Here is a 20,443-nt window from a genome sequence, read left to right as displayed (position 1 = left end):
GCCCCTCAGCTGTACGAGTTGCGCAGGTCGCCGATGAGCGAGCGGGTCACCTCGGTGAGCGAGCCCGTGGTCCCAAAGACCTTCTGTAGGCGCTGGTAGGGCACGCCTCGTTCGATGATCGAGGTGATCGAGTGCAGCTCGTCGACACAGCCGAGGCGTTCGGCAACGGGCGTGAGTCGTTCGACCTCGTCGGCGAGGCACTCGGTGACGAGACGCTCGTCGGCCGCGGCGTTTTCGATGATGATCGCGTCCATGCCGTAGCGGGCGGCGCGCCATTTGTTCTCGTTGTGGAACCAATCCGGCATCGTCGGCAGGGTCTCACCGGCGTCGAGGCGTTCGGACATGTCATCGACGAGGCACTGGATGAACGCAGTGACAGCGAGGATCTCCTCGAGGGTCGGCAGTCCGTCGCAGACGCGGACCTCGACGGTGCCCCAGTGCGGGGCGGGGCGGATGTCCCAGCGGATCTCGTTGATGTTGTCGATGATCCCGGTGGTGAGCATATCGTCGACGTACTTCTCGTAGTCCGCCCACGCATCGAACTGGAACGGCAGACCCGCCGTGGGCAGCTGCTGGAACATCATCGCCCGGTTCGAGGCATAGCCGGTGTCAGTCCCGCCCCAGAACGGAGACGATGCGGACAGTGCCTGCAGGTGAGGGACATAGGCGAGCAGCGCGTTGACGATCGGCAGCACCTTGTCGCGCGAGTCGATGCCGACGTGGACGTGGACTCCGAAGATCAGCATGTTCCGCCCCCACCACTGGGTGCGATCGACGAGTTCGAGGTAACGGTCCTTCGCCCTGACCTCCTGCGACTGCCACTGGGCGAACGGGTGGGTGCCCGCCGACATCAGTTCGACGCCGCGCGCCTCGGTCAGCGTCCGCAGCGCTCCGAGCGAGGTGGCCAGGTCATCCGCAACGGTCGACACCTGGGTGTGCACGCCGGTGACGAGTTCGATGGTGTTCGTGAGCATCTCACCGACGATGTGCTTCTCGAACTCGGGCGCATGCTCGGCCACATCCGCCAACAGAGTCTCGGCAGCCGGAGTCAGGTCCAGGCTGCGAGAATCCAGCAGAGCCAGTTCCCACTCGACACCGAGGGTGGAGCGGGCAGAGCGTGCGAAATCGACCATGATCCGATCATAATCGCGCACGCTCGATTCGCCTGACTCAGCGGCGAGATTCGGCCTGTGTGATGTCCCGCATTCGCTCCCCGAGGCGGCTCTGCCGTCCCGCGATGCGCTCGCTTCCCTTGCCCCGCCGATCACGGCGCCCGACCAGCCAAGCATGGCCCCCGGCCCGCCGATCACGCAGCGCGACCCGTCGATCACGCAGCGCGGCGTGCGTCCTCGGCCAGGCGGCTGCCCGAAGCGGTGTCGAAGAGGTGCAGGCGTGCGGCATCGGGAGCCACGCGCACGGTGTCACCGCGGCGAATGGTCGACCGACCGGCGACACGTGCCACGACCGTCTTCACGCCCGAGGCCAGTCCCGCACGACCGTGGACGAAGGCATCGGCGCCGAGCTCCTCGACGAGATCGACGGTGACCTCGAGGCCTTGAGTCTCGGTGACCTGCAGGTCCTCCGGTCGGATGCCGACGGTGACGGTCTCACCCGTGACCTGGTCACGCTGCTCCGCCGTCAGGGACAGTTCGACATCGCCGAGGCGCAGCGACGTTCCCTCGACAGACACGTCGATGAGGTTCATCGCCGGCGAGCCCATGAAGCCCGCGACGAAGAGATTCGCCGGACGATCGTAGAGATTCGCTGGAGTGTCCACCTGCTGCAGCCGGCCATCGGCGAGGACCGCGACCCGGTCGCCCATCGTCATCGCCTCCACCTGATCGTGGGTGACGTAGACCGTGGTGACACCGAGGCGGCGAGTCAGGGAGGCGATCTGCGCGCGGGTCTGCACACGCAGCTTCGCATCGAGGTTCGACAGCGGCTCGTCCATGAGGAAGACCTGCGGGGAGCGGACGATGGCGCGTCCCATCGCCACCCGCTGTCGCTGACCGCCGGACAGTGCCTTGGGTTTGCGGTCGAGGTACGGCTCCAGGTCGAGCAGCCGCGCGGCTTCGGCGACGCGCTGATCGCGTTCCTGCTTGGCGACTCCCGCGATCTTGAGCGCAAACGCCATGTTCTCGCGCACGCTCATGTGCGGGTAGAGCGCATAGTTCTGGAACACCATCGCAATGTCCCGTTCCCTCGGGGAGAGGTCCGTGACATCGTGGTCGCCGATGCGGATGTGCCCGGAGTCGACGGGTTCGAGCCCGGCGAGCATGCGCAGGGTCGTCGACTTCCCGCAGCCCGAGGGGCCGACGAGGACGAGGAACTCCCCGTCGGCGATATCGAGGCTGACCTCGTCGACGGAGGGTTTGAGCGCCTCGGGATACTGACGCAGTGCTTTGTCGAAGGTGACAGTGGCCATTGTTCTCAACCTTTCACGGATGCGTGCGCACCCGAAGATCCACGGTGATCGGGCAGTGATTGATCGGACGATGAGCGTTCGGACGTAGAGGACTTGGACGAAGACCGTTCCTGCGTTGTGCGGTCGGGCGAGACGAGACCCGCCGTCTGCTGAGCAGCCGTCTGCGCTGCAAAGGACCGGTACTGCTGCCGCACCTGGGATGGCCGCGGATGCAGCGTGGCGACGAGCTCGACGGTCCAGTCGGGCAGGGCTCCCGACAGTGTCCACGCCGCCTGCCGAGCCGCCCCGATGGCGACGTATTCGGCCTGTTCGGGAACGTCGATGGGTACGGTGAAGATATCGCGGGCGACCTCCCGGACGGCAGGATTGCGCGCCGCCCCGCCGATGAGCAGCAGCCGTCCGGCCTCCAGACCCTGCGCCTGCACGGCATCGAGTCCGTCGGCCAGACCGCACAGCATGCCTTCGACGAAGGCGCGAGCGACGTTCTCCGCCGAGGAGTTGCCCAGAGTCATCCCCTCGAGGCGGGCCGTGGCATCGGGCAGGTTCGGGGTGCGCTCGCCCTCGAAGTACGGTACGAGCGTGAGCCCGTCCGCTCCCGGCCGGGACGCCAGCGCCAGGGCCGCGAGTTCGTCGTGGCTGACCCGCAGGAGCGTCGCCGCCGAATCGAGGACCCGGGCGGCGTTGAGTGTGGCAACCAGCGGCAGGCGCCCGCCGTCGGCGGAGGCGAATCCGGCCACCGCTCCGGACGAATCGGCGATGGGCAGGTCGGTGGTCCCGAAGACCGTGCCCGAGGTTCCGATCGAGATGACGAGATCCCCCGAGGTGACCCCGAGTCCCAGTGCCGCGGCCGCATTGTCGCCGGCCCCGGGCCCCACGACGATTCCGTCCGGGCTGTGCCCGGCCGCCTCGTTGGGGGTGAGGACGCGGGGAAGGATGATCGCCGAGGCGGCGTCGCCCTTTTCGTTCACGTCCGGTGAATCCGCCTCGACGTCCGTATCCGCGGCACATGGCAGACCTGCGGCCTCACGAGCGGACGCACCGAAGGCGATGCGGAAGAGATCGAGATCGTAGCGTGAAGTGGAGGGGTCGAAGTAGGCGGTGCCGCTGGCATCGGAGGCGTCGGTGACCAGAGCATCGAGCACGGGACCGCGTGCGGAGGATTCGGCGGGGCCGTATCCGAGGAAGCGCCAGCTCAGCCAGTCATGGGGCAGGGCGACGGCGGCGACCCGGGCGGCATTGTCCGGTTCGGCGACTCGGAGCCATCGCAGCTTGGCGGCGGTGAAGGAGGCGACGGGCAGGATCCCGGTGCGTGCGACATAGTCGGCGGCTCCGACCTCGGCGATGAGGTCTCTGGCCGCGGCCTTGCTGCGCAGATCGTTCCACAGCAGGGCATCGCGGATGACCCGGCCCTCGGCGTCGAGGGCGACGAGTCCATGCTGCTGACCGCTGATGCTCAATCCTGCGACGTCGTCGAGTCCGCCGGCGGCCGCGATCGCCTTCTGCAGGGCAGTCCACCATGCCTCGGGGGCGACCTCGGTGCCGGGAGGGTGCGGGGCCGAACCGGTGCGGATGATGTCCCCGGAGTCCGAGTCGGCGATGACGACCTTGCAGCTCTGCGTCGAGGAGTCGACACCGGCGACGAAACGACGGATGCTCATCGGGACTCCTCGGCGGCGGCCGAGGCGACCTCGGACGGTTCGGCGGAGGACGGGGCGACCTCGGACGGTTCGGCGGCGGGCGCACCGGGGCCGGCCGCCTCGGCGAGGATCTCATCGGCCAGCGCTCGGTCGATGATCGCGATATCGAGGATCCCGGCAGCACAGGCCGCGCGGACCGCGCGGGCGCGTTCGGCTCCGCGAGCGACTCCGACGGTCGTCGTGGCGCGGCGGAGCTGATCGAGGGTGACGGCGATGACGCGGTCGTCGATCGTGGTGACATCGGATCCGTCGGCGGCGAACAGACGTCCGGACACCTCGGCGATGGCACCGTCATCGATGCCCGCCTGCCGCTGGGCGGGGGAGCACTTCTCCCACACCGAGGACAGGCCCTCGGCCCAGGAGGCCACGGAGACCACGGCGAGGTCGAGGTCATCGGCGGCGGCCAGGGTCCCGGAGATCTCGGGCAGGGCACGCAGGTCATCGGCGGTACCGGCCTCGGTGACGAGCAGCGGGGCGGGGAGCCGAACCATGCTCACGGCCGGATCCTGGCCCAACCGGGTGAAGATCTCCGAGCTGGGACGATGCGATTCCAAACGGAGGGCACCGGCGAGCTGGACGATCGTGCACCGGGGCAGAGCCGGGGTGAACGCGGCCGCCGAATCGAGGGTGCGTGACCAGGACAGGCCGATGCGCATCCCGGCGCGAGCCTGCCGGCCGACCAGTGACAGGGCGGCGCGGCCCATCTGCTGGGAAGCCTGGGAGGCATCGGGGATGTCGACGATGACGACCGAGTCGAGACCCAAGGTCGCGGCGACCTGCTCGGCCACGCCGTCCTCCTCACCGGCATCGGCTTCGATGGTGATGGTCACGACGCCGGTGTCGACGGCCTCTTGGAGGAGGCGGGCGACCTGGAACCGGCTGAGTCCGTGCGCCTTGCCGATCTCGACCTTGGAACGGCCCTCGAGGTAGTGATCGTGGGCCAGCTGCGCGAGAAAGCGGCGGTGGCGGGCGGTGGGCACCGTGGGCATGGTCCTCCCTTCGGCGCCGACGTCTCTGTGTTCGCTCATATGTGAAGTGTTGCACATCTGATTGGTTCGTGACACAGTATTGCACATATGAGCACAGATGCTCATATGATTTTCTCGCAGCGAACCGATGGCGGGCTGCAATCCCGCAAGGACGAGGGAAGGCACAACGATGAAACACCTGATCACAGGCCGGAGAGTCACATGGGCGGCCATCGGCATGGTCGGAGCGCTGGCATTGTCCGGCTGCGGCGGCGCCGGCGGCAGCTCGGCCGGAGGCGGCGGCGATGAAGTCAACGTCCTCATGGTCAACAATCCGCAGATGCAGGATCTGCAGAAGCTCACGGCCGACCATTTCACCAAGGACACCGGCATCAAGGTCAACTACACCGTGCTGCCTGAGAACGAGGTGCGGGCGAAGATCGGCCAGGAGTTCGCCGCTCAGGCCGGCAACTACGACGTCGCCTCGCTGTCGAACTACGAGATCCCGACCTATGCGAACAACAAGTGGCTCACGCCCATGGACGAAGGCGTCGCCGATGCCGAAGGCTTCGACCAGGACGACATCCTCGCCCCCATGGCCGAATCGATGACGGTCGACGACAAGATCTACGGTGAGCCGTTCTATGGTGAGGGCTCGTTCCTCATGTACCGCACGGACATCTTCGACAAGGCCGGTGTGGAGATGCCGGAGAAGCCGACCTGGGACGAAGTCGCGAAGCTCGCGGCGAAGGTTGACGGTGCGGAGAAGGGCACGAAGGGCATCTGCCTGCGCGGACTGCCCGGCTGGGGTGAGATGTTCGCCCCGCTGACGACCGTGGTCAACACCTTCGGCGGAACCTGGTTCGACGAGGACTGGAATGCCCAGGTCGACTCCAAGGAATTCAAGGAAGCGACGAACTTCTACGTCGACCTCATCAAGGACCACGGCGAATCCGGCGCCCCGCAGGCCGGCTACACCGAATGCCTGACGAACCTGCAGCAGGGCAAGGTCGCCATGTGGTACGACTCGACGGCCGCCACCGGCACCCTCGAAGCCGATGACTCTCCCGTCAAGGGCAAGATCGGCTACGTCGCCGCCCCGGTGAAGGAGACGGATTCGAGCTCCTGGCTCTACACCTGGGCATGGGGAATCCAGGCAGCGGGCAAGAACCAGGACGCGGCGAAGCAGTTCGTCGCCTGGGCCTCGTCGAAGGACTACGAGGAGACCGTCGCCGAGGAGCTCGGCTGGCAGCACGTGCCGGCCGGCAAGCGCACCTCGACGTACGAGAACCCCGAGTACCAGAAGGCCGCCGAACCCTTCTATCAGCAGACGGAGGACGCCATCAACTCGGCCGATCCCGAGAACCCGGGCGTGCAGCCGCGCCCGACGCTGGGCGTCCAGTTCGTGACGATCCCCGAATTCGCGGACCTCGCCACGGGCATCTCCGAAGACGTCAGCTCCGCCATCGCCGGACGCACGACCGTCGACAAGGCACTGGAGAAGGGACAGAAGGAAGCCGAGAAGGTCGGAGACAAGTACAAGAAGTGACCGATCGCCTCGGGGCGGGTGAGCATTGCCCTCCCCGAGGCGGCCCCGGTCGGTCCGTGACACCGGACCGGCCCCGGCCCTGCCGAACCACTCACCCGACGAAGGATGTTCGAAGTGTCAGCTCCCGCCGCCGAGCGTGCATCGCAGCCGATCACGCCGCCGAAACCCCGTGCCAAGGACCGATGGCTCAAACGTGCGCCCATGCTGCCGGCGCTGATCTTCGTCATCCTCGTCACCCAGATTCCGTTCGCGATCACGATCATCATCTCGTTCATGAACTGGAACGCCGCCTACCCCGATGACATCAGCTTCGGCACCGTGGCCAACTATGTCACCGTCTTCACCGATGCAGACCTGCTCAAGGCCGTCATGGTCACCGTCGGGCTCACCGTCGGCGTCGTGCTGGCCTCGGCACTGCTGGGCCTGGGCATCGCCCTGCTGCTCGATCGGAAGTTCATCGGCCGCGGCTTCGTCCGCACCCTGATGATCACCCCGTTCCTCGTCGTCCCCGTCGCCGCGGCACTGCTGTTCAAACATGCGATCTTCAACCCCTCGTACGGACTGATCAACGGGCTGCTGACGACCGTGTTCGGTGACAACGCCCCGCAGCCGGACCTCATGACCTCGAACCCCCTGCTGGGCATCGGGATCGTCCTCGTCTGGCAGTGGACGCCGTTCATGATGCTCATCATGCTCGCCGGACTGCAGTCACGACCCATGGACGTCTACGAGGCGGCCCTGGTCGACGGGGCCGGACATTGGCAGACCTTCCGCTTCATCACGCTGCCCCACCTGCGTCGATACATCGAACTCGCCGCACTGCTGGGCACGATCTACATCGTCCAGAACTTCGACATGGTCTTCACCATGACCTCCGGCGGGCTCGGCACCGCCACCCTGCCGTACGTCATCTACCAGGAGTTCTTCGTCGCCCAGGACTACGGAGTCGCCTCCGCCGTCGGCGTCATCGTCGTCATCGCCTCGCTCATCATCGCGACCTTCGCACTGCGCACCGCATCGACCCTGCTCAAGGAGGAGAACTCATGAGCACCCCCGAGACCCGGGTGCCGCTGAACACGCGCCCTGCCCCCGGCGTCACCCCCGCCGCGACCGAGCCCGGCTCACCCGGATCGGTCGAGCCGCCTCGGCGAAAGGCGAACGCACCGAGGCGGCCCGGCCAGGGGCGGGCCGGCAAGATCCTGCTCGGCCTGTTGGCCTGGTTCGTCGGACTCCTGTTCGTCTCACCCCTGCTGTGGATGCTGCTGACCAGCCTGCACGCCGAAACCGACGCCTCGACGAACCCGCCGAGCTACTTCGCCCCACTGACGCTGGAGTCGTTCGTCAACTTCTTCGGCGGCGGCAACGGCGCGAACCCGTGGCCGTTCCTCATCAACTCCGCGGTCGCCGCGATCGTCTCGACGCTCATCGTCCTCGTCCTGTCCACGATGGCCGCATACTCGCTGGCGATCCGCCGCATCGAACGCTGGTCGGACGTGCTGTTCTTCCTCCTGTCGACGAAGATGCTGCCGATGGTCGCGGGCCTCCTGCCTGTCTACCTCGTCGCGAAATCCTTCGGCATCCTCGACACCTGGCTGCTGCTCATCATCATCTACTCGGCGATGAACATGCCGATCGCGGTGTGGATGATGCGCTCCTTCCTCGCCGAGGTGCCCGTCGAAGTCCTCGAAGCCGCCGAACTCGACGGTGCCCGACTGCCGCGCGTGTTCGTCCAGATCCTGCTGCCGCTGACCGCCCCCGGACTGGCCGCGACCGCCCTGATCTGCTTCATCTTCTCGTGGAACGAACTCCTCTTCGCCACCGTGCTCACCTCCACGGCGGCGTCGACGGCACCCGTGTTCCTCACCAGCTTCGTCACCTCCCAGGGCCTGTTCCTGTCGCAGGTGTGCGCGGCCTCGCTCATCATCTCTGTGCCCGTCCTCGTGGCCGGAATCGCCGCCCAGGACAAACTCGTCCAGGGCCTGTCCATGGGAGCCGTCAAATGACCGCACCACACACCGCACCGTCCGATCCTCGCCGAGGCGCGACCCCCTTGGCCCTGACCACGGAGAACCTCGCCGAGGTGGCCGACCACGGCATCGCCGTTCCCACCTATGATCGCTCGGCCGTGAGCCCCGGCATCGTCCACTTCGGAGTCGGCGGATTCCACCGCGCGCACATGGCGATGGTCCTCGACGACCTGCTCGGGGCTGGGCTCGCCGCCGACTGGGGGATCGTCGGAGCCGGTGTGCTGCCCCACGATGTGGCTATGCGCGATGCGCTCGCCGACCAGGATCACTTGTACACGCTCACCCTCAAACATGCCGATGGAACCAAGGAACGGCGGGTGATCGGGTCGATCATCGACTACCGTTTCGGGCCCGATGACCCGGCCGGACTGCTCGATCTGCTCACCGACGAGGCGATTCGGATCGTCTCGCTCACCGTCACCGAAGGCGGATACAACGTCAACCCCGTCACCGGAGAGTTCATCGCGCAAGAGCCGACGATCGTGGCCGATGTCGAGGCGCTGCGGGCGGGCGCACTGCCGGCGACGGTCTTCGGCTATGTCGTCTCCGCGCTGCGGGCGCGACGCGCGGCCGGTATCGCTCCGTTCACCGTGCAGTCGTGTGACAACATCTCGGAGAACGGCGATGTGGCGGCGAAGATGTTCTCGGCTTTCGCTCGTCTCGTCGATGCCGAACTCGCCGACTGGATCGCCGAGTCCGTGGCGTTCCCGAACTCGATGGTCGACCGCATCACCCCGGCCACCACCGACGGTGACCGCGCCGATCTGGTGGCCGACACGGGCGTGGCCGATGCCTGGCCGGTCGTCGCCGAACCGTTCTTCCAATGGGTGCTCGAAGACGAATTCACCTCTGGTCGTCCGCCCTATGAGGAGGCATGGGTGCAGGTCGTCGACGATGTGCAGCCCTATGAGCACATGAAGCTGCGCCTGCTCAACTCCGGGCATCAGGGGCTCGCGTACTTCGGACTCCTCGGCGGATACACCTTCGCCCACGAGGCGATGGCGAACCCGGACATCCCCGTCTACCTGCGCCGATACATGGATGAGGAAGGCACACCGAGTCTGGCACCGCTGCCCGGAATCGACTTGGACGCCTACAAGGACTCCCTCATCGAACGGTTCAGCAACCCGGAGATCCGCGACACCCTCGCCCGCCTCGGCGCGGAGTCGTCTGACCGGATCCCCAAATGGCTGCTGCCGGTCGTCAAGGACAACCTCGCCTCGGGCCACCCGATCGAGGTGGCCGCGGCGATCTGCGCCTCGTGGGCCCGCTATGCCGAAGGGCATGATGAGACCGGCGGTCGGTTCACCATCGTCGACCGCTATGCCGACGAACTGCAGGCAGTGGCGGCGACACAGGGAGAGGACCCGCTGGCATTCGTCCGGCAGGAACAGTTCTTCGGACCGCTGGCCGAGGAGCCGAGGTTCACCGAACCGTATCTCAAGGCACTGACATCGCTGCACGAACGGGGAGCGAAGCAGACCGCCCGCCGCCTGGCCGCTCACGACGAGCTCTGACTCAGGCGGCACGCAGGCGAGAACGTCTAGCATGGGGACATGTTGCGTTCTCGCCTGAGTTTTCTGGCCCTGACCACGACTCTCGCGCTCGTCGGTTGTTCCGGCGGAGCGTCAGCCCCCGAATCCTCCACGGCCGGACAGAATTCCTCCGCCGATTCGGGTGCTCAGACCCAAGCACAGTCTGAAGCCCAGACCGAATCGTCCCTCGACGACCCTGCCGACGCGGATTCGGCCGATTTCGAGGACGAGGCCGCGGACATCGTCGCAGGCTTCTCCGACGAGGAGCTCGCCGGGTCTCTCATCATCGGCACCTGGGAAGGCACGGACACGCAGACCCCGGTGGACATGGTCAAGCAGAACCACCTCGGCGGGGTCATCGTCATGGGCTACAACGTGTCGGAGAACCCGACGAAGGACCAGGTCACGGAACTGACCGGTCAGATCTCCGGGGCACGGACGAAGGGGCAACCCGTGTCGATCGGCGTCGACCAGGAGGGCGGCCCGGTGTCACGCCTGGGCACCGCTGCGCTGCCGTTCCCGCCGCTCATGGGCTTAGCCGCGACTGATGATTCCGGTCTCATCACCGACGCCACGACCGTGCAGGGGCGGAACCTCACCGATCTGGGCTTCACCATCGACTTCGCTCCGGACTCCGACGTGACGGTCGGGCCGAAGGACAAGGCGATCAACGTCCGTTCGGGCGGCACCGACCACGAGGATGTCGCCGAGGTCGTCGCCGACGCCGTCGAGGGATACCGGTCCGGTGGAGTGTCGAGCTCGGCGAAGCACTTCCCGGGACACGGCCGCCTCGGCGTGGATTCGCACGAGAGCCTGCCGGTGTCGGAGAAGTCGATCGAGGAGATGGAGGATTCGGATCTCCTGCCGTTCAAGTCCGCGGTCAAGGCCGGAGTGCCGATGGTGATGATGGGGCATATCGGTCTGCCCGATGCGAAGACGACGCCCGCGACGTTGAACAAGAGGGCCTACTCGGCGCTGCGGGAGACCCTCGACTATGACGGTGTCATCACCACGGATGCCCTGAACATGAAAGCCGTGCCGCAGAACCTCAAGGGCGGAGAGACCGTCAAGGCGCTCGCCGCAGGAGCCGATATCGCGCTCATGCCCCCGGATTCGGCGGCCGCGCAGAAGGCGATCGTCACGGCGATGGGGGACGGGACGCTGAAGAAGAAGGACCTCGTCGAGAAGTCCGAACGCGTCGTCGCCGCACAGCTGGCCACCGCCGAAGCGCAGAAGAGCGTGCGGGCCGGGGACTCGGATGCGAAGGATCCGCAGAAGGTCCTCACCGAAGTCGCCGACAAGTCGCTGACCGTGCTCAAGGGCGAATGCTCCTTCACAGGCACCGATTCGATCTCGATCGTCGGCGGCAGCGACAAGGAGAAGGCAGCGCTGAAGGAAGCGGCCGAGGCCGAAGACCTCACCGTCGGATCCGGTGGAACCTCCGTGAGTCTGAGCCCGTCGACGTCGGCCGAGGTGGCCGTGGGCACCGCCGCTCCATGGACGATGCGCAGCACTCCGGCGAAGTCTGCGGTGACCGCATACGATTCGAACCCGTATGCGCTGCGGGCCGTGGCGAAGTGGCTGAAAGGCGACCTCGAAGCATCGGGTCAGCTGCCTGCCGAATACGACGGCAGCGACAAGGCCCCCGACTGCGGGTGAGCACGGCCGGCCGGGGCTGACCAGGGCCGAACGGGGCCGACCGGGGCTGACCAGGGCCGACCAGGGCCGACCAGGGCCGGCCGGGGCTGACCAGGGCCGACCAGGGCCGACCGCAGCCGACTGTGCGAGTTCCGGACGATGCGTGCTGGAAAACCACCTGGAATCCCGCACGGATCGTCCGGAACTCGCTCCTGTGACCCCTCGGGGCCGAGGAGCACAGCAGCGCCAAGGATTCGGAGACGAGAACACCCCTCGCCAGCCGGCGAGGGGTGTCCCTGTAGTTGAGAGGGCTCCTCTGAGTTGAGAAGACAGCTCAGAGCCGCCGCGGGACTCAGTGCTGTTGTGGGAATCAGAGGACGCGGACGAACTGGGCGCCCTGCTGAGTCATCCAATCGACGCTGCGGTAGCTGGTGTTCACGCGCGTGTTCCCTGCGTCGTACATCATTCCGTCGCCCGCGTAGATGCCGACGTGCCTCGGCGACCAGATGATGTCTCCGGCCTTCGCCTCGGATGCCGAGACGATCTGCCCGGCACCCTTCTGAGCCGAAGACGTCCGCGGAAGATTCACCCCCACCTTGCCGTAGACGTAGGAGGTGTAGCCCGAGCAGTCCCAACCGCTGGGCGACGTCCCGCCCGACACATATGGCGTGCCGACGTACTGTTTTGCGATGGCGATGACCTGCTCGGCCTTCGAGCCGTCCGGGACCTCGACACCCCCGGAACCCGAGTCCGCGCTGTCGTCCTTGCTCTTGTCATCGCCCGAATCGGCTGGACCCTCATCGCTGGTGCCGGGGGAATCGGACGAACCATCGTCCGAGGACTCGCTCGGCTCCTCCTCCGGCTCCTCGGCAGGCGCCGGCTCTGCGACGGTCGTCTCCGGCTCCTCCTTCGGCTCAGGTTTCGGCTTCGGTTTGGGCTTCGGCTTGGGAGCGGCTTCGGCGGTGACGAGGTCTGTGTCGACGGTGACCTCAGCCTCCTGGTCGCCCTTCTCCGATGAACCGCCGGCGTCGATCGTCGGTGTCTGGTTCTTGAACTCGACGGGCGCCTGCTTCTCGGACTCAGCCGCGACCTTCGCCTCGTCGTCGGTTCCCTGTCCGGCAGCGGGGAGGACCGCTGCGGTGAGCAGTCCGCCGCTGGCGGCGACGACTGCGGCGCGGCGGCCGAATGCGCCGGAGTTCGCAGCGAGCAGTTCGCTCAACTCGGTCAGTGGTGTTTTGGCCTTGACGTTCGCGGCGCGGCGGCCGTGCTGCTGGGATGCCACGATTTCCTCTCGTTGCCTGGCTGTCTGTGACGATGTGCTCCACTGTAACTACTTCGTGATCTTCTGTCACGTTTTTGTTACAAAAGGATTCCGCGGCAGGGGCGGATGCATAATCCCAGGTCGCACGCTTATTGCTGGAAGGAATGGCTGGTGAGGGGCCGTGTTTCCGTCTGCTTGTGCCTGTGGTTCGGCACGCAGTCGCAGCCGTGAATAACGGTTCGTGACATTGGCGAAGCGTGATTCTCAGGACGATCCGCGTCGTTTTTCACGCCCAGACCATCGTGGATCGACCCAAGAATGCCGATGGCGTCGGCGGCGGCGGTGAAGGAGTCTCAGGCTCCGGTTTCGGCAGGTCGGTCGGGATCGGACGACCAACCGGACCAGCTCGCGGGGTAAAGGCTGGCGTCGACTCCGAGGGTCGCCAGCGCCAGAGCGTTGTGGCAGGCGGTGACTCCCGAACCGCAGTACACGCCGACGGGACCATCGAGGGCGCCCAACTCATCGAAGCGTTCGCGCAGCAGCGCCTCGGGCAGGAATGTCCCCGCGGGGACGTTGTCCGTGGCAGGGGCACTCTTCGCCCCGGGAATATGACCGGCCCGCGGATCGAGCGGTTCGGTATCCCCACGGAAGCGCTCACCGGCGCGGGCATCGAGCAGGACTCCGTCGAAGCCGGCCGCCGCCTCGGCGTCGATGACGGGCAGTGAGTCCGGGCTGATCTCCACGGCACTGGGGACGAGGTCGGGGGAGTCGCCGGTCTCGAGTGTCCCGCCGGCATCACGATAGGCGGCGAGTCCGCCGTCGAGGACCCGCGCGCTCAGCCCGGCCCAACGCAGCAGCCACCAGGCCCGGGCCGCACCGAGGGAGGAGTTGTCGTCATAGACTACGACCTCGGTGCCTTCGTCGATGCCCCAGGAGCGTACCGTCTTCTGGAAGGCTTCGGCGCTCGGCAGCGGATGCCTGCCCGCCGTCGGGTCGGTGGTGTCGTGGTCGGCGAGTTCGGTGTCGAGGTCGACATAGAGTGCGCCGGGGATGTGTCCGGCGGCGAAGTCCTCGCGGCCATCGGGTTTCGGCAGGGTCCAGCGGACGTCGAGCAGTCTCGGCGCGGGGGAGTCGGCCATTCGGGCGAGCAGGTCATCGGCGCTGATGAGAACGTCGGAGCGGGTCATTTCGATCTCCTTCACGGGCAGGTGGGGCAGGGTTGCACCGGTGGGCGAGCAAAGTCGTACCGGTACTGGGGCAGGGTCACACCGGTTGGGTGAGCAGGACGACGTGCTTGTCGCCGAGCCGGGTGAACACGAGCGTGGCTTTGTCGCCCTTGGGCAGCTTGAGTTGGCGTCGGACCTGGTCGGGCACGATGTCGGCCCCGCGCTTCTTGATCACGACCGAGCCGATTCCGCGGGAGACGAGCTCCTTGCGCAGGCTCGGGACCTTCGCGGGCAGAACGTCGACGACCTCATAGGCGGTGACACCTGCCGATGCTGGGCCGCTCGGTGCGACATCGGTGGTCAGATACGCGATCTTCGGGTGGAGTCGGCGGGCCTGCAGCGGTGCGCACAGGGCGGCGACGAGTCCGGCGCGCACGATCGCCCCGTCGGGTTCGAGGAGGTACTTTCCGAGCTCCCCGATGCCCGCTTCGTCCTCGTCGGGCAGGTCGTCCTCGTGGACGAGGAGGGTGCGCTCGCCCATGACGAGGGCTCCGCGGCCCGGTCGCTGCCGGGCAGCACCGAAGTAGAGGCAGACCTCGACGACCTCGCCGTTATGGGAGACCCACTGGGCTTCGGCGTCCTCGGGCACGAGGTCGTGGTCGAGTGCCGGGCCGAGCTTCACTCCGGCCGACTTCGCCGCGCTCGCCTGCTCGATCACCCACGACAGTGAGGGGGAGAACGCCTCGGGGTCGGTGATGCGGGCGGTCGATCCGCGTTTGTCGGCCTTGCCGACGGTTCGCCGGGCCGGATCGAACCAGAGGGCATCGAATCCGGCGAGGTCGACATCCTCGGCGCGCGCGTGGTCGACGGCGGCATCGGGCAGATGGCGGAGGTTGAAGGCGGCGATGGCGGCGGTGACCTCGTCGGCGTCGACGGCCGAGACCTGCGCACCCATTCCGGCGAAGGCGACCGAGTCCGCGCCGATCCCGCACCCGAGATCGGCGATGCGGAAGGACTCACCCTCGGCCGCGTCCCCGATGAGGCGACGCGCATGATGAGCGGCGACCGGCAGCCGCGTGGCCTGGGCCAGCCCGTCACGGGTGAAGAGCATGTCCTCGGCGAAGGGACCGAGCTTCGCGGCCGCCTCCTGCCGCAGCCGCGCCTGAGTGAGCAGGGCCGCGGTCACCTCGGCGGAGTAGCCCTCCTTCCGCAGGGCCGTCGACCGGGCGAGCTCATCGCCTGCGAGGTCGTCGATGCGGTCGAGCCGGTCGAGGACGGCGACGTCGAGCAGTTCGGTCAGTGTCTGCGGATCCATAGGCTTCACCCTATCGTCTGCGCGGTGGAGCGATCCCCTCGCCGAGGCGGCCCACCGCAACCGTGCCCACGCCGTCCGCGCTTCGCCGGGGTTCGCGCCCGCTGCCCTCACCGCAGCAGCCCGCCGAACCGCCGGGCGGCTGCGGTGATTGTGCGAGCCGAGCGGTGCGGTAAGTTGTTGGCTGTGACGTTATTGACCGCCCGCGATATCCGCGAATTAGCCGCTGACATCGGTCTGCGCCCGACTAAGCAGAAGGGCCAGAACTTCGTCATCGACCCCAATACCGTGCGCTCGATCGTCACCGCCGCAGGCCTCGAGGAGAACTCGAACGTCGTCGAGATCGGCCCGGGCCTCGGTTCGCTCACTCTCGGTCTGCTCGAGGCCGGTCATACCGTCACCGCGGTCGAGATCGACGAGGTGCTCGCGCAGAAGCTGCCGAGCACGGTCGCGACGTTCGCCGGCAGCGACGCGCCGTTCCAGCTGGTCAATGCCGATGCGCTGCGGGTCACGACGCTTCCGGCCCTGGAGCACACCACCGAAGCCGCGGTTGCCGCACCCGAAGCCGGCGGGAACCAGCCCGATGCCCTTGTGGCGAACCTGCCCTACAACGTGGCCGTGCCCGTGCTGCTGCACTTCCTCGAGACCTTCCCGAGCCTGAAGACCGTCCTCGTCATGGTCCAGCTCGAAGTCGCCGAACGCCTCGCTGCCGCTCCCGGCTCCCGCACCTACGGAGTTCCCAGCGTCAAAGCCCAGTGGTACGGGGACGTGAAACTGGCAGGCAAGATCGGCAAGAATGTGTTCTGGCCGGCCCCGAACATCGACTCCGGACTCGTCCGCATCGACGTCACTCGCACCGACCGCGACCCGACTGTCCGCAGCCGCCTCTTCACCCTCATCGACGCCGCTTTCGCCCAGCGTCGCAAGACCCTGCGCGCCGCCCTATCCGGCTGGGCCGGCAGCCCGCAGCAGTCCGAAGACCTCCTGACGGCGGCCGGAATCGACCCGAAGACCCGCGGTGAGGCACTCACCGTCGCCGACTTCGAACGCCTCGCCGCCGTCGACGGCGGCGCCACCGCACCGGCCGCGCCGAGCGAGGACCCCTCACCATGACCACCCTGCTGCACCCGCGCGCGACGATCCCGGCTCCGGTGAGAGTACAGGCGCCGGGCAAGATCAACATCCACCTCGGTGTGGGTGCGGCGAACGACGGATATCACGAGCTCGCGACGGTGTTCCAAGCGCTCAACCTCGGCGAGACCCTGACCCTCATTCCGGGCGGAACACGATCGATCATCGTTCAGGGGCGGTATGCGGATGCCGCGGTCCCGCGCGACGAATCGAACTTCGCCAGGCGCGCCGTCGACCTCCTCATCACCGCGCTCGAAGGCGACCGTGACGTCGATGTGCTGCGCGATCTCGACATCGTCATCGACAAGCAGGTGCCCGTGGCCGGCGGAATGGGCGGGGGATCGGCCGACGCGGCTGCCGCACTCGTCGGAGCCGCCCACCTCATCGGTGACGTCGACGAGGCGATCGTCCACGAATGTGCGGTCGCCGTCGGAGCCGACGTCGCGTTCCTCCTGCGCGGAGGAACGGCCATCGGCCAGGGCCGCGGGGAACAGCTGAGCCCCGTGCTCACCCGCGGAACCTTCCACTGGGTGATGGCCACCTCGGCGTCGCCCCTGCCCACTCCGGACGTCTACGCCCGCTTCGACGAACTCAACCCCGACCCGGCCCCCGCGGCAGTGCCCGATCAGGTGCTCAAGGCGCTTGCCGCCGGCGAACCGGACGCGCTCGCGGAATCCGCGGCGAACGACCTCACCGAGGCGGCCGTGTCGTTCATGCCCGAAATCGCCGAGGTGATGGAGGCCGGCCGTGACGCCGGCGCCGTCCTGCCCCTGCTCAGCGGGTCGGGGCCGACGCTCGGCTTCCTTGCCCGCGACGCCCACCACGCCCTCGAACTGGCCGTGCTCCTGCAGGCCACACGAGGCGTCAACGAAGCGCTGCGCACCACCGGCCCCGCGCCCGGAGCGCACATCGTGGACGGCGGCTGACCGTGGGGGAGAACCGCGGGAGCCTCCACGAAACGCTGCGTGATCAGGTCGGACAGGACATCGTCGCCGGACGGCTCGCCGCCGGGACGATCATCAAGGCCGAGGATCTGCGGGCCCGCTATGACGTGTCGCTGTCGGTGGTGCGCGAGGTCGTCCGAGTCCTCGAATCCCTCGGCATGCTGCAGCCGATCCGTCGCGTCGGTCTCGTCGTGCTCGCCATGAGCGAATGGATGCTGCTCGACCCGCTCGTCATCCGTTGGAGGATGACCGAAGCTCCGGCGAGGCAGCTGCGGTCGCTGACCGAGCTCCGAGTGGCCATCGAGCCCGAGGCTGCGGGGCTCGCCGCCCAACATGCTCCGGCGGAAGCCGCCGAGGAGATCATGGGCCTGGCCGCCCGCATGCGGGCATCGGGCAGGCAGGGCGATGTCGAAGCGTTCCTCGAAGCCGATGTGGCGTTCCACCGGGCAGTGCTCGGCGCCGGAGGCAACGAGCTCTTCGCCGCCTTCGACACCGTCATCGGTGAGATCCTCGCCGGCCGCACGGGGGCGGGACTGATGCCGAAGTTCCCGCACCCGGATGCCCTGCAATGGCATTTCGACGTCGCCGATGCCATCGGCGGACAGAACGCCGAGCGCGCCCGAGAGGCGATGGCGAAGATCGTCGCCAAGGCCGATGCGGAGATGGGCGCCGTCTGGGCCGACGAACCCCGGCATCAGGGGAGCTGAGGACCGAAGCACTCGAGTGGCAGGAAACCCTGTCGCCTTGCCGCCCGGCACCCGGGCGGCCGAGAAACTGCCTCAGAACAGGCTGACGACTCCGTAGAGGGCGAGGCTGAGCAGGAATCCGACGGTGCCCAGCAGCGTCTCGGCGACTGTCCAGGTCTTCAGCGTCGTCTTCGTGTCCATGCCGAAGAAGCGGGAGACGAGCCAGAAGCCAGAGTCGTTGACGTGGCTGGCGAAGACCGAACCGGCGGCCAGCGACAGCACGATCGCCACGACCTGCAGGCTCGAGAAGTCCGGGTTGCCGACGACGATGGGCTGGACGAGCGCCGCCGCTGTCGTCAGCGCCACGGTGGCCGAACCCTGTGCGATGCGCACGATCGCGGCGATGACGAAGCCGGCGACGATGACGGGCAGGCCGAGGGCGGACAGTGAATCGGCGAGGGAATCGCCGATGCCGCTGGCACGCAGCACTCCGCCGAACATTCCGCCGGCTCCGGTGATGAGGATGATCGAGCACACCGGGCCGAGGGCTGAGTCGACGACGGTCTCGATGAGCGACTGGTCCTTCTTCTGCTTCCACCCGAGCAGCCACATGGCGATGACGACGGTGATGAGCAGGGCGATCGGGGTCTCGCCGAGCAGCCGCAGGGAGCTGATGAACACCGATTCGATATCGACCCACCCGGCCTCACCAGCGAAGTTCAGTCCGGTGTTGAGGAAGATGAGCACGAGCGGCAGGACGAGGAGGAAGATGACGTGGCCGAGTTTCGGACGTGAGGCGAAATCGGCGTACGAGTCGTCCTTTCCGGCCGAGAGCACCGTGGGGACGGCGACGTCGATGCGCTTTCCGATGATGAGTCCGAACAGGTATCCGGTGAGATACCAGGCTGGGATGGCGATGATGATTCCGCAGATGAGGACGAGTCCGACGTTCGCGCCGAGCAGTCCGGAGGCCGCGACCGGGCCGGGGTGCGGGGGCACGAAGATGTGCATGGCGGAGAACGCCATGGCCGCAGGCATCGCGTAGAGCAGCAGAGATCCGCCGAGGCGGCGTGCGATCGTGAAGATGATCGGCAGCATGACGACGAGCCCGGCATCGAAGAAGATCGGGAAGCCGAAGAGCAGAGAGGTCACACCGAGGGCGAAGGGTGCTCGTTTCTCACCGAAAAGACGGATGAGAGCGTCGGGTGAGCACCTCGGCGCCGCCGGAGAGTTCGAGCATCCGTCCGAGCATCGCACCGAGTCCCACGAGCAGGGCCACGCTGGCCAGGGTGGATCCGAAGCCGTCGTAGAGGACGTCGATGAGGTCACCGGGCATGATTCCCGCGGCCAGGGCCGTGATCACGGAGACGATGACGAGAGCGATGAAGGCATGGACTCGTGCCTTGATGATGAGCAGGAGCAGCACGGCGATGGCAGCGGCTGCGATTCCCAGGAGGGCTGGAGTCGACAGAGTCCAGGCCAATTCGAGTTCGGTCATTGTTCCTCTTCCTTGAGGTCAGGTGGATGGGCGGACGGTGGACGGGGCGATCATGGGCTCATCCGGTTCACGGACTCGAGGATCGCATTCAGGACATCGGGAATCGACTGGTCGACGTCGACGGTGGCATGTGCCTCCTCGGCAGCGAGCGGTTCGAGTGTGGCCAGCTGCGAGTCGAGCAGATCCGGGGACATGAACTCGTGGTCGCGGCGGGCCAGATGGTCGGCGATGACCTCGCGGGGGCCGTCGAGGTGGATGAAGACGAGCGAAGGTGCGGACCTGCGCAGCAGGTCACGGTAGGAGCGTTTGAGGGCGGAGCAGGCGATGACCGGGGCTGGGGTGCGGGCTGCTTCGATAGCGACGCTGTCGAGCCAGGGTGCCCGATCCTCATCCGTGAGCGGCACACCGGAGCCCATCTTCGCTTTGTTCTCACCGGAGTGCAGATCGTCGGCGTCGACGAACCGACGGTCGAGGGCATCCGCCACTTGCGCGCCGAGGACGGTTTTGCCGGTTCCCGAGACACCCATGATGACGAGCGGTGGAAGGAAAGGGCTGTGACCCATTACCGAAACCTCTCGATAAAATATGAAGAAATATCTATAATCA

The 20,443-nt window shown here is 67.1% G+C and carries 16 protein-coding genes and 1 pseudogene; 8 read left to right on the top strand and 9 right to left on the bottom strand.

Features of this window, described 5'->3' with window-relative positions; genetic code table 11:
* Positions 1–5 precede the first annotated feature (5 nt).
* From CXR29_RS12815 to CXR29_RS12800, 4 genes are all read right to left on the bottom strand, one after another.
* Positions 6–1,133 carry a glutamate--cysteine ligase gene (locus tag CXR29_RS12815; protein ID WP_101554109.1) on the bottom strand — a complete coding sequence of 376 codons (1,128 nt, stop codon included), beginning with the start codon at positions 1,131–1,133 and terminating at the stop codon, positions 6–8.
* 194 nt (positions 1,134–1,327) lie between these two features.
* Complete coding sequence (locus tag CXR29_RS12810) at positions 1,328–2,425, bottom strand: ABC transporter ATP-binding protein (RefSeq protein WP_101554108.1); 1,098 nt, start codon at positions 2,423–2,425, stop codon at positions 1,328–1,330.
* 5 nt (positions 2,426–2,430) lie between these two features.
* Positions 2,431–4,083: a xylulokinase gene (locus CXR29_RS12805; protein ID WP_127364712.1), complete on the bottom strand. Its 1,653-nt coding sequence runs from the start codon at positions 4,081–4,083 to the stop codon at positions 2,431–2,433.
* Entirely contained in the window at positions 4,080–5,150 is a 1,071-nt protein-coding gene (locus CXR29_RS12800; RefSeq protein ID WP_164742819.1) for a sugar-binding domain-containing protein, read from the bottom strand. The genes CXR29_RS12805 and CXR29_RS12800 overlap by 4 nt, the downstream gene beginning before the upstream one ends.
* Before the next feature lie 130 nt (positions 5,151–5,280).
* Between CXR29_RS12800 and CXR29_RS12795 the strand changes: the two genes are divergently transcribed.
* The 5 genes from CXR29_RS12795 to CXR29_RS12775 all read left to right on the top strand — a co-directional run bounded on the left by CXR29_RS12795 (position 5,281) and on the right by CXR29_RS12775 (position 11,860).
* The gene (locus tag CXR29_RS12795) at positions 5,281–6,639 is read left to right on the top strand and encodes an ABC transporter substrate-binding protein (RefSeq protein ID WP_101554106.1); all 1,359 of its coding nucleotides are present in this window, start codon (positions 5,281–5,283) and stop codon (positions 6,637–6,639) included.
* A 105-nt stretch (positions 6,640–6,744) separates the two neighbouring features.
* A complete protein-coding gene (locus CXR29_RS12790) occupies positions 6,745–7,686 on the top strand; it encodes a carbohydrate ABC transporter permease (RefSeq protein WP_240812016.1) in 942 nt (313 codons plus the stop codon).
* Positions 7,683–8,642: a carbohydrate ABC transporter permease gene (locus CXR29_RS12785; protein ID WP_241241447.1), complete on the top strand. Its 960-nt coding sequence runs from the start codon at positions 7,683–7,685 to the stop codon at positions 8,640–8,642. Before CXR29_RS12790 ends, CXR29_RS12785 begins: the two co-directional genes overlap by 4 nt.
* A complete protein-coding gene (locus tag CXR29_RS12780) occupies positions 8,639–10,183 on the top strand; it encodes a mannitol dehydrogenase family protein (RefSeq protein ID WP_101594187.1) in 1,545 nt (514 codons plus the stop codon). Before CXR29_RS12785 ends, CXR29_RS12780 begins: the two co-directional genes overlap by 4 nt.
* 39 nt (positions 10,184–10,222) lie before the next feature.
* Positions 10,223–11,860 carry a glycoside hydrolase family 3 N-terminal domain-containing protein gene (locus CXR29_RS12775; RefSeq protein WP_241241446.1) on the top strand — a complete coding sequence of 546 codons (1,638 nt, stop codon included), beginning with the start codon at positions 10,223–10,225 and terminating at the stop codon, positions 11,858–11,860.
* A gap of 349 nt (positions 11,861–12,209) precedes the next feature.
* On the opposite strand, the gene CXR29_RS12770 is transcribed toward CXR29_RS12775, so the two are convergent.
* The 3 genes from CXR29_RS12770 to CXR29_RS12760 form a co-directional block, all read right to left on the bottom strand.
* On the bottom strand, positions 12,210–13,121 hold the full coding sequence (locus CXR29_RS12770) for a C40 family peptidase (RefSeq protein ID WP_127364710.1): 912 nt from the start codon (positions 13,119–13,121) through the stop codon (positions 12,210–12,212).
* Positions 13,122–13,453: 332 nt separating this feature from the next.
* Entirely contained in the window at positions 13,454–14,287 is an 834-nt protein-coding gene (locus tag CXR29_RS12765) for a sulfurtransferase (protein WP_127364709.1), read from the bottom strand.
* A 76-nt stretch (positions 14,288–14,363) separates the two neighbouring features.
* Entirely contained in the window at positions 14,364–15,581 is a 1,218-nt protein-coding gene (locus CXR29_RS12760; protein WP_101594182.1) for a class I SAM-dependent methyltransferase, read from the bottom strand.
* A gap of 183 nt (positions 15,582–15,764) precedes the next feature.
* Here CXR29_RS12760 and rsmA point away from each other — a divergent pair, with 183 nt between their 5' ends.
* From rsmA to CXR29_RS12745, 3 genes are read left to right on the top strand one after another with little or no spacing between them, the layout of a single operon-like run.
* Positions 15,765–16,691 (top strand): 16S rRNA (adenine(1518)-N(6)/adenine(1519)-N(6))-dimethyltransferase RsmA, encoded by a 927-nt coding sequence (gene rsmA, locus CXR29_RS12755; protein WP_127364708.1) that lies wholly within the window; start codon positions 15,765–15,767, stop codon positions 16,689–16,691.
* The gene (locus CXR29_RS12750; RefSeq protein ID WP_127364707.1) at positions 16,688–17,635 is read left to right on the top strand and encodes a 4-(cytidine 5'-diphospho)-2-C-methyl-D-erythritol kinase; all 948 of its coding nucleotides are present in this window, start codon (positions 16,688–16,690) and stop codon (positions 17,633–17,635) included. The genes rsmA and CXR29_RS12750 overlap by 4 nt, the downstream gene beginning before the upstream one ends.
* Positions 17,636–17,637: 2 nt before the next feature.
* Positions 17,638–18,360, top strand: a complete 723-nt coding sequence (locus CXR29_RS12745) for a FadR/GntR family transcriptional regulator (RefSeq protein ID WP_241241445.1) — start codon at positions 17,638–17,640, stop codon at positions 18,358–18,360.
* A 72-nt stretch (positions 18,361–18,432) separates the two neighbouring features.
* On the opposite strand, the pseudogene CXR29_RS12740 reads toward CXR29_RS12745, so the two are convergent.
* Both CXR29_RS12740 and CXR29_RS12735 read right to left on the bottom strand, forming a co-directional pair.
* Positions 18,433–19,837, bottom strand: a pseudogene (locus tag CXR29_RS12740) (GntP family permease).
* A 50-nt stretch (positions 19,838–19,887) separates the two neighbouring features.
* Positions 19,888–20,400, bottom strand: a complete 513-nt coding sequence (locus CXR29_RS12735; RefSeq protein WP_127364705.1) for a gluconokinase — start codon at positions 20,398–20,400, stop codon at positions 19,888–19,890.
* Between the last annotated feature and the right edge of the window lie 43 nt (positions 20,401–20,443).

Origin of the sequence: Brevibacterium linens (assembly GCF_003999335.1) — a bacterium.
GTDB classification, from domain to species: domain Bacteria; phylum Actinomycetota; class Actinomycetes; order Actinomycetales; family Brevibacteriaceae; genus Brevibacterium; species Brevibacterium linens.
Note: the sequence above shows the minus strand (reverse complement) of the source record. Positions and strands in the feature narration are given on the sequence as shown.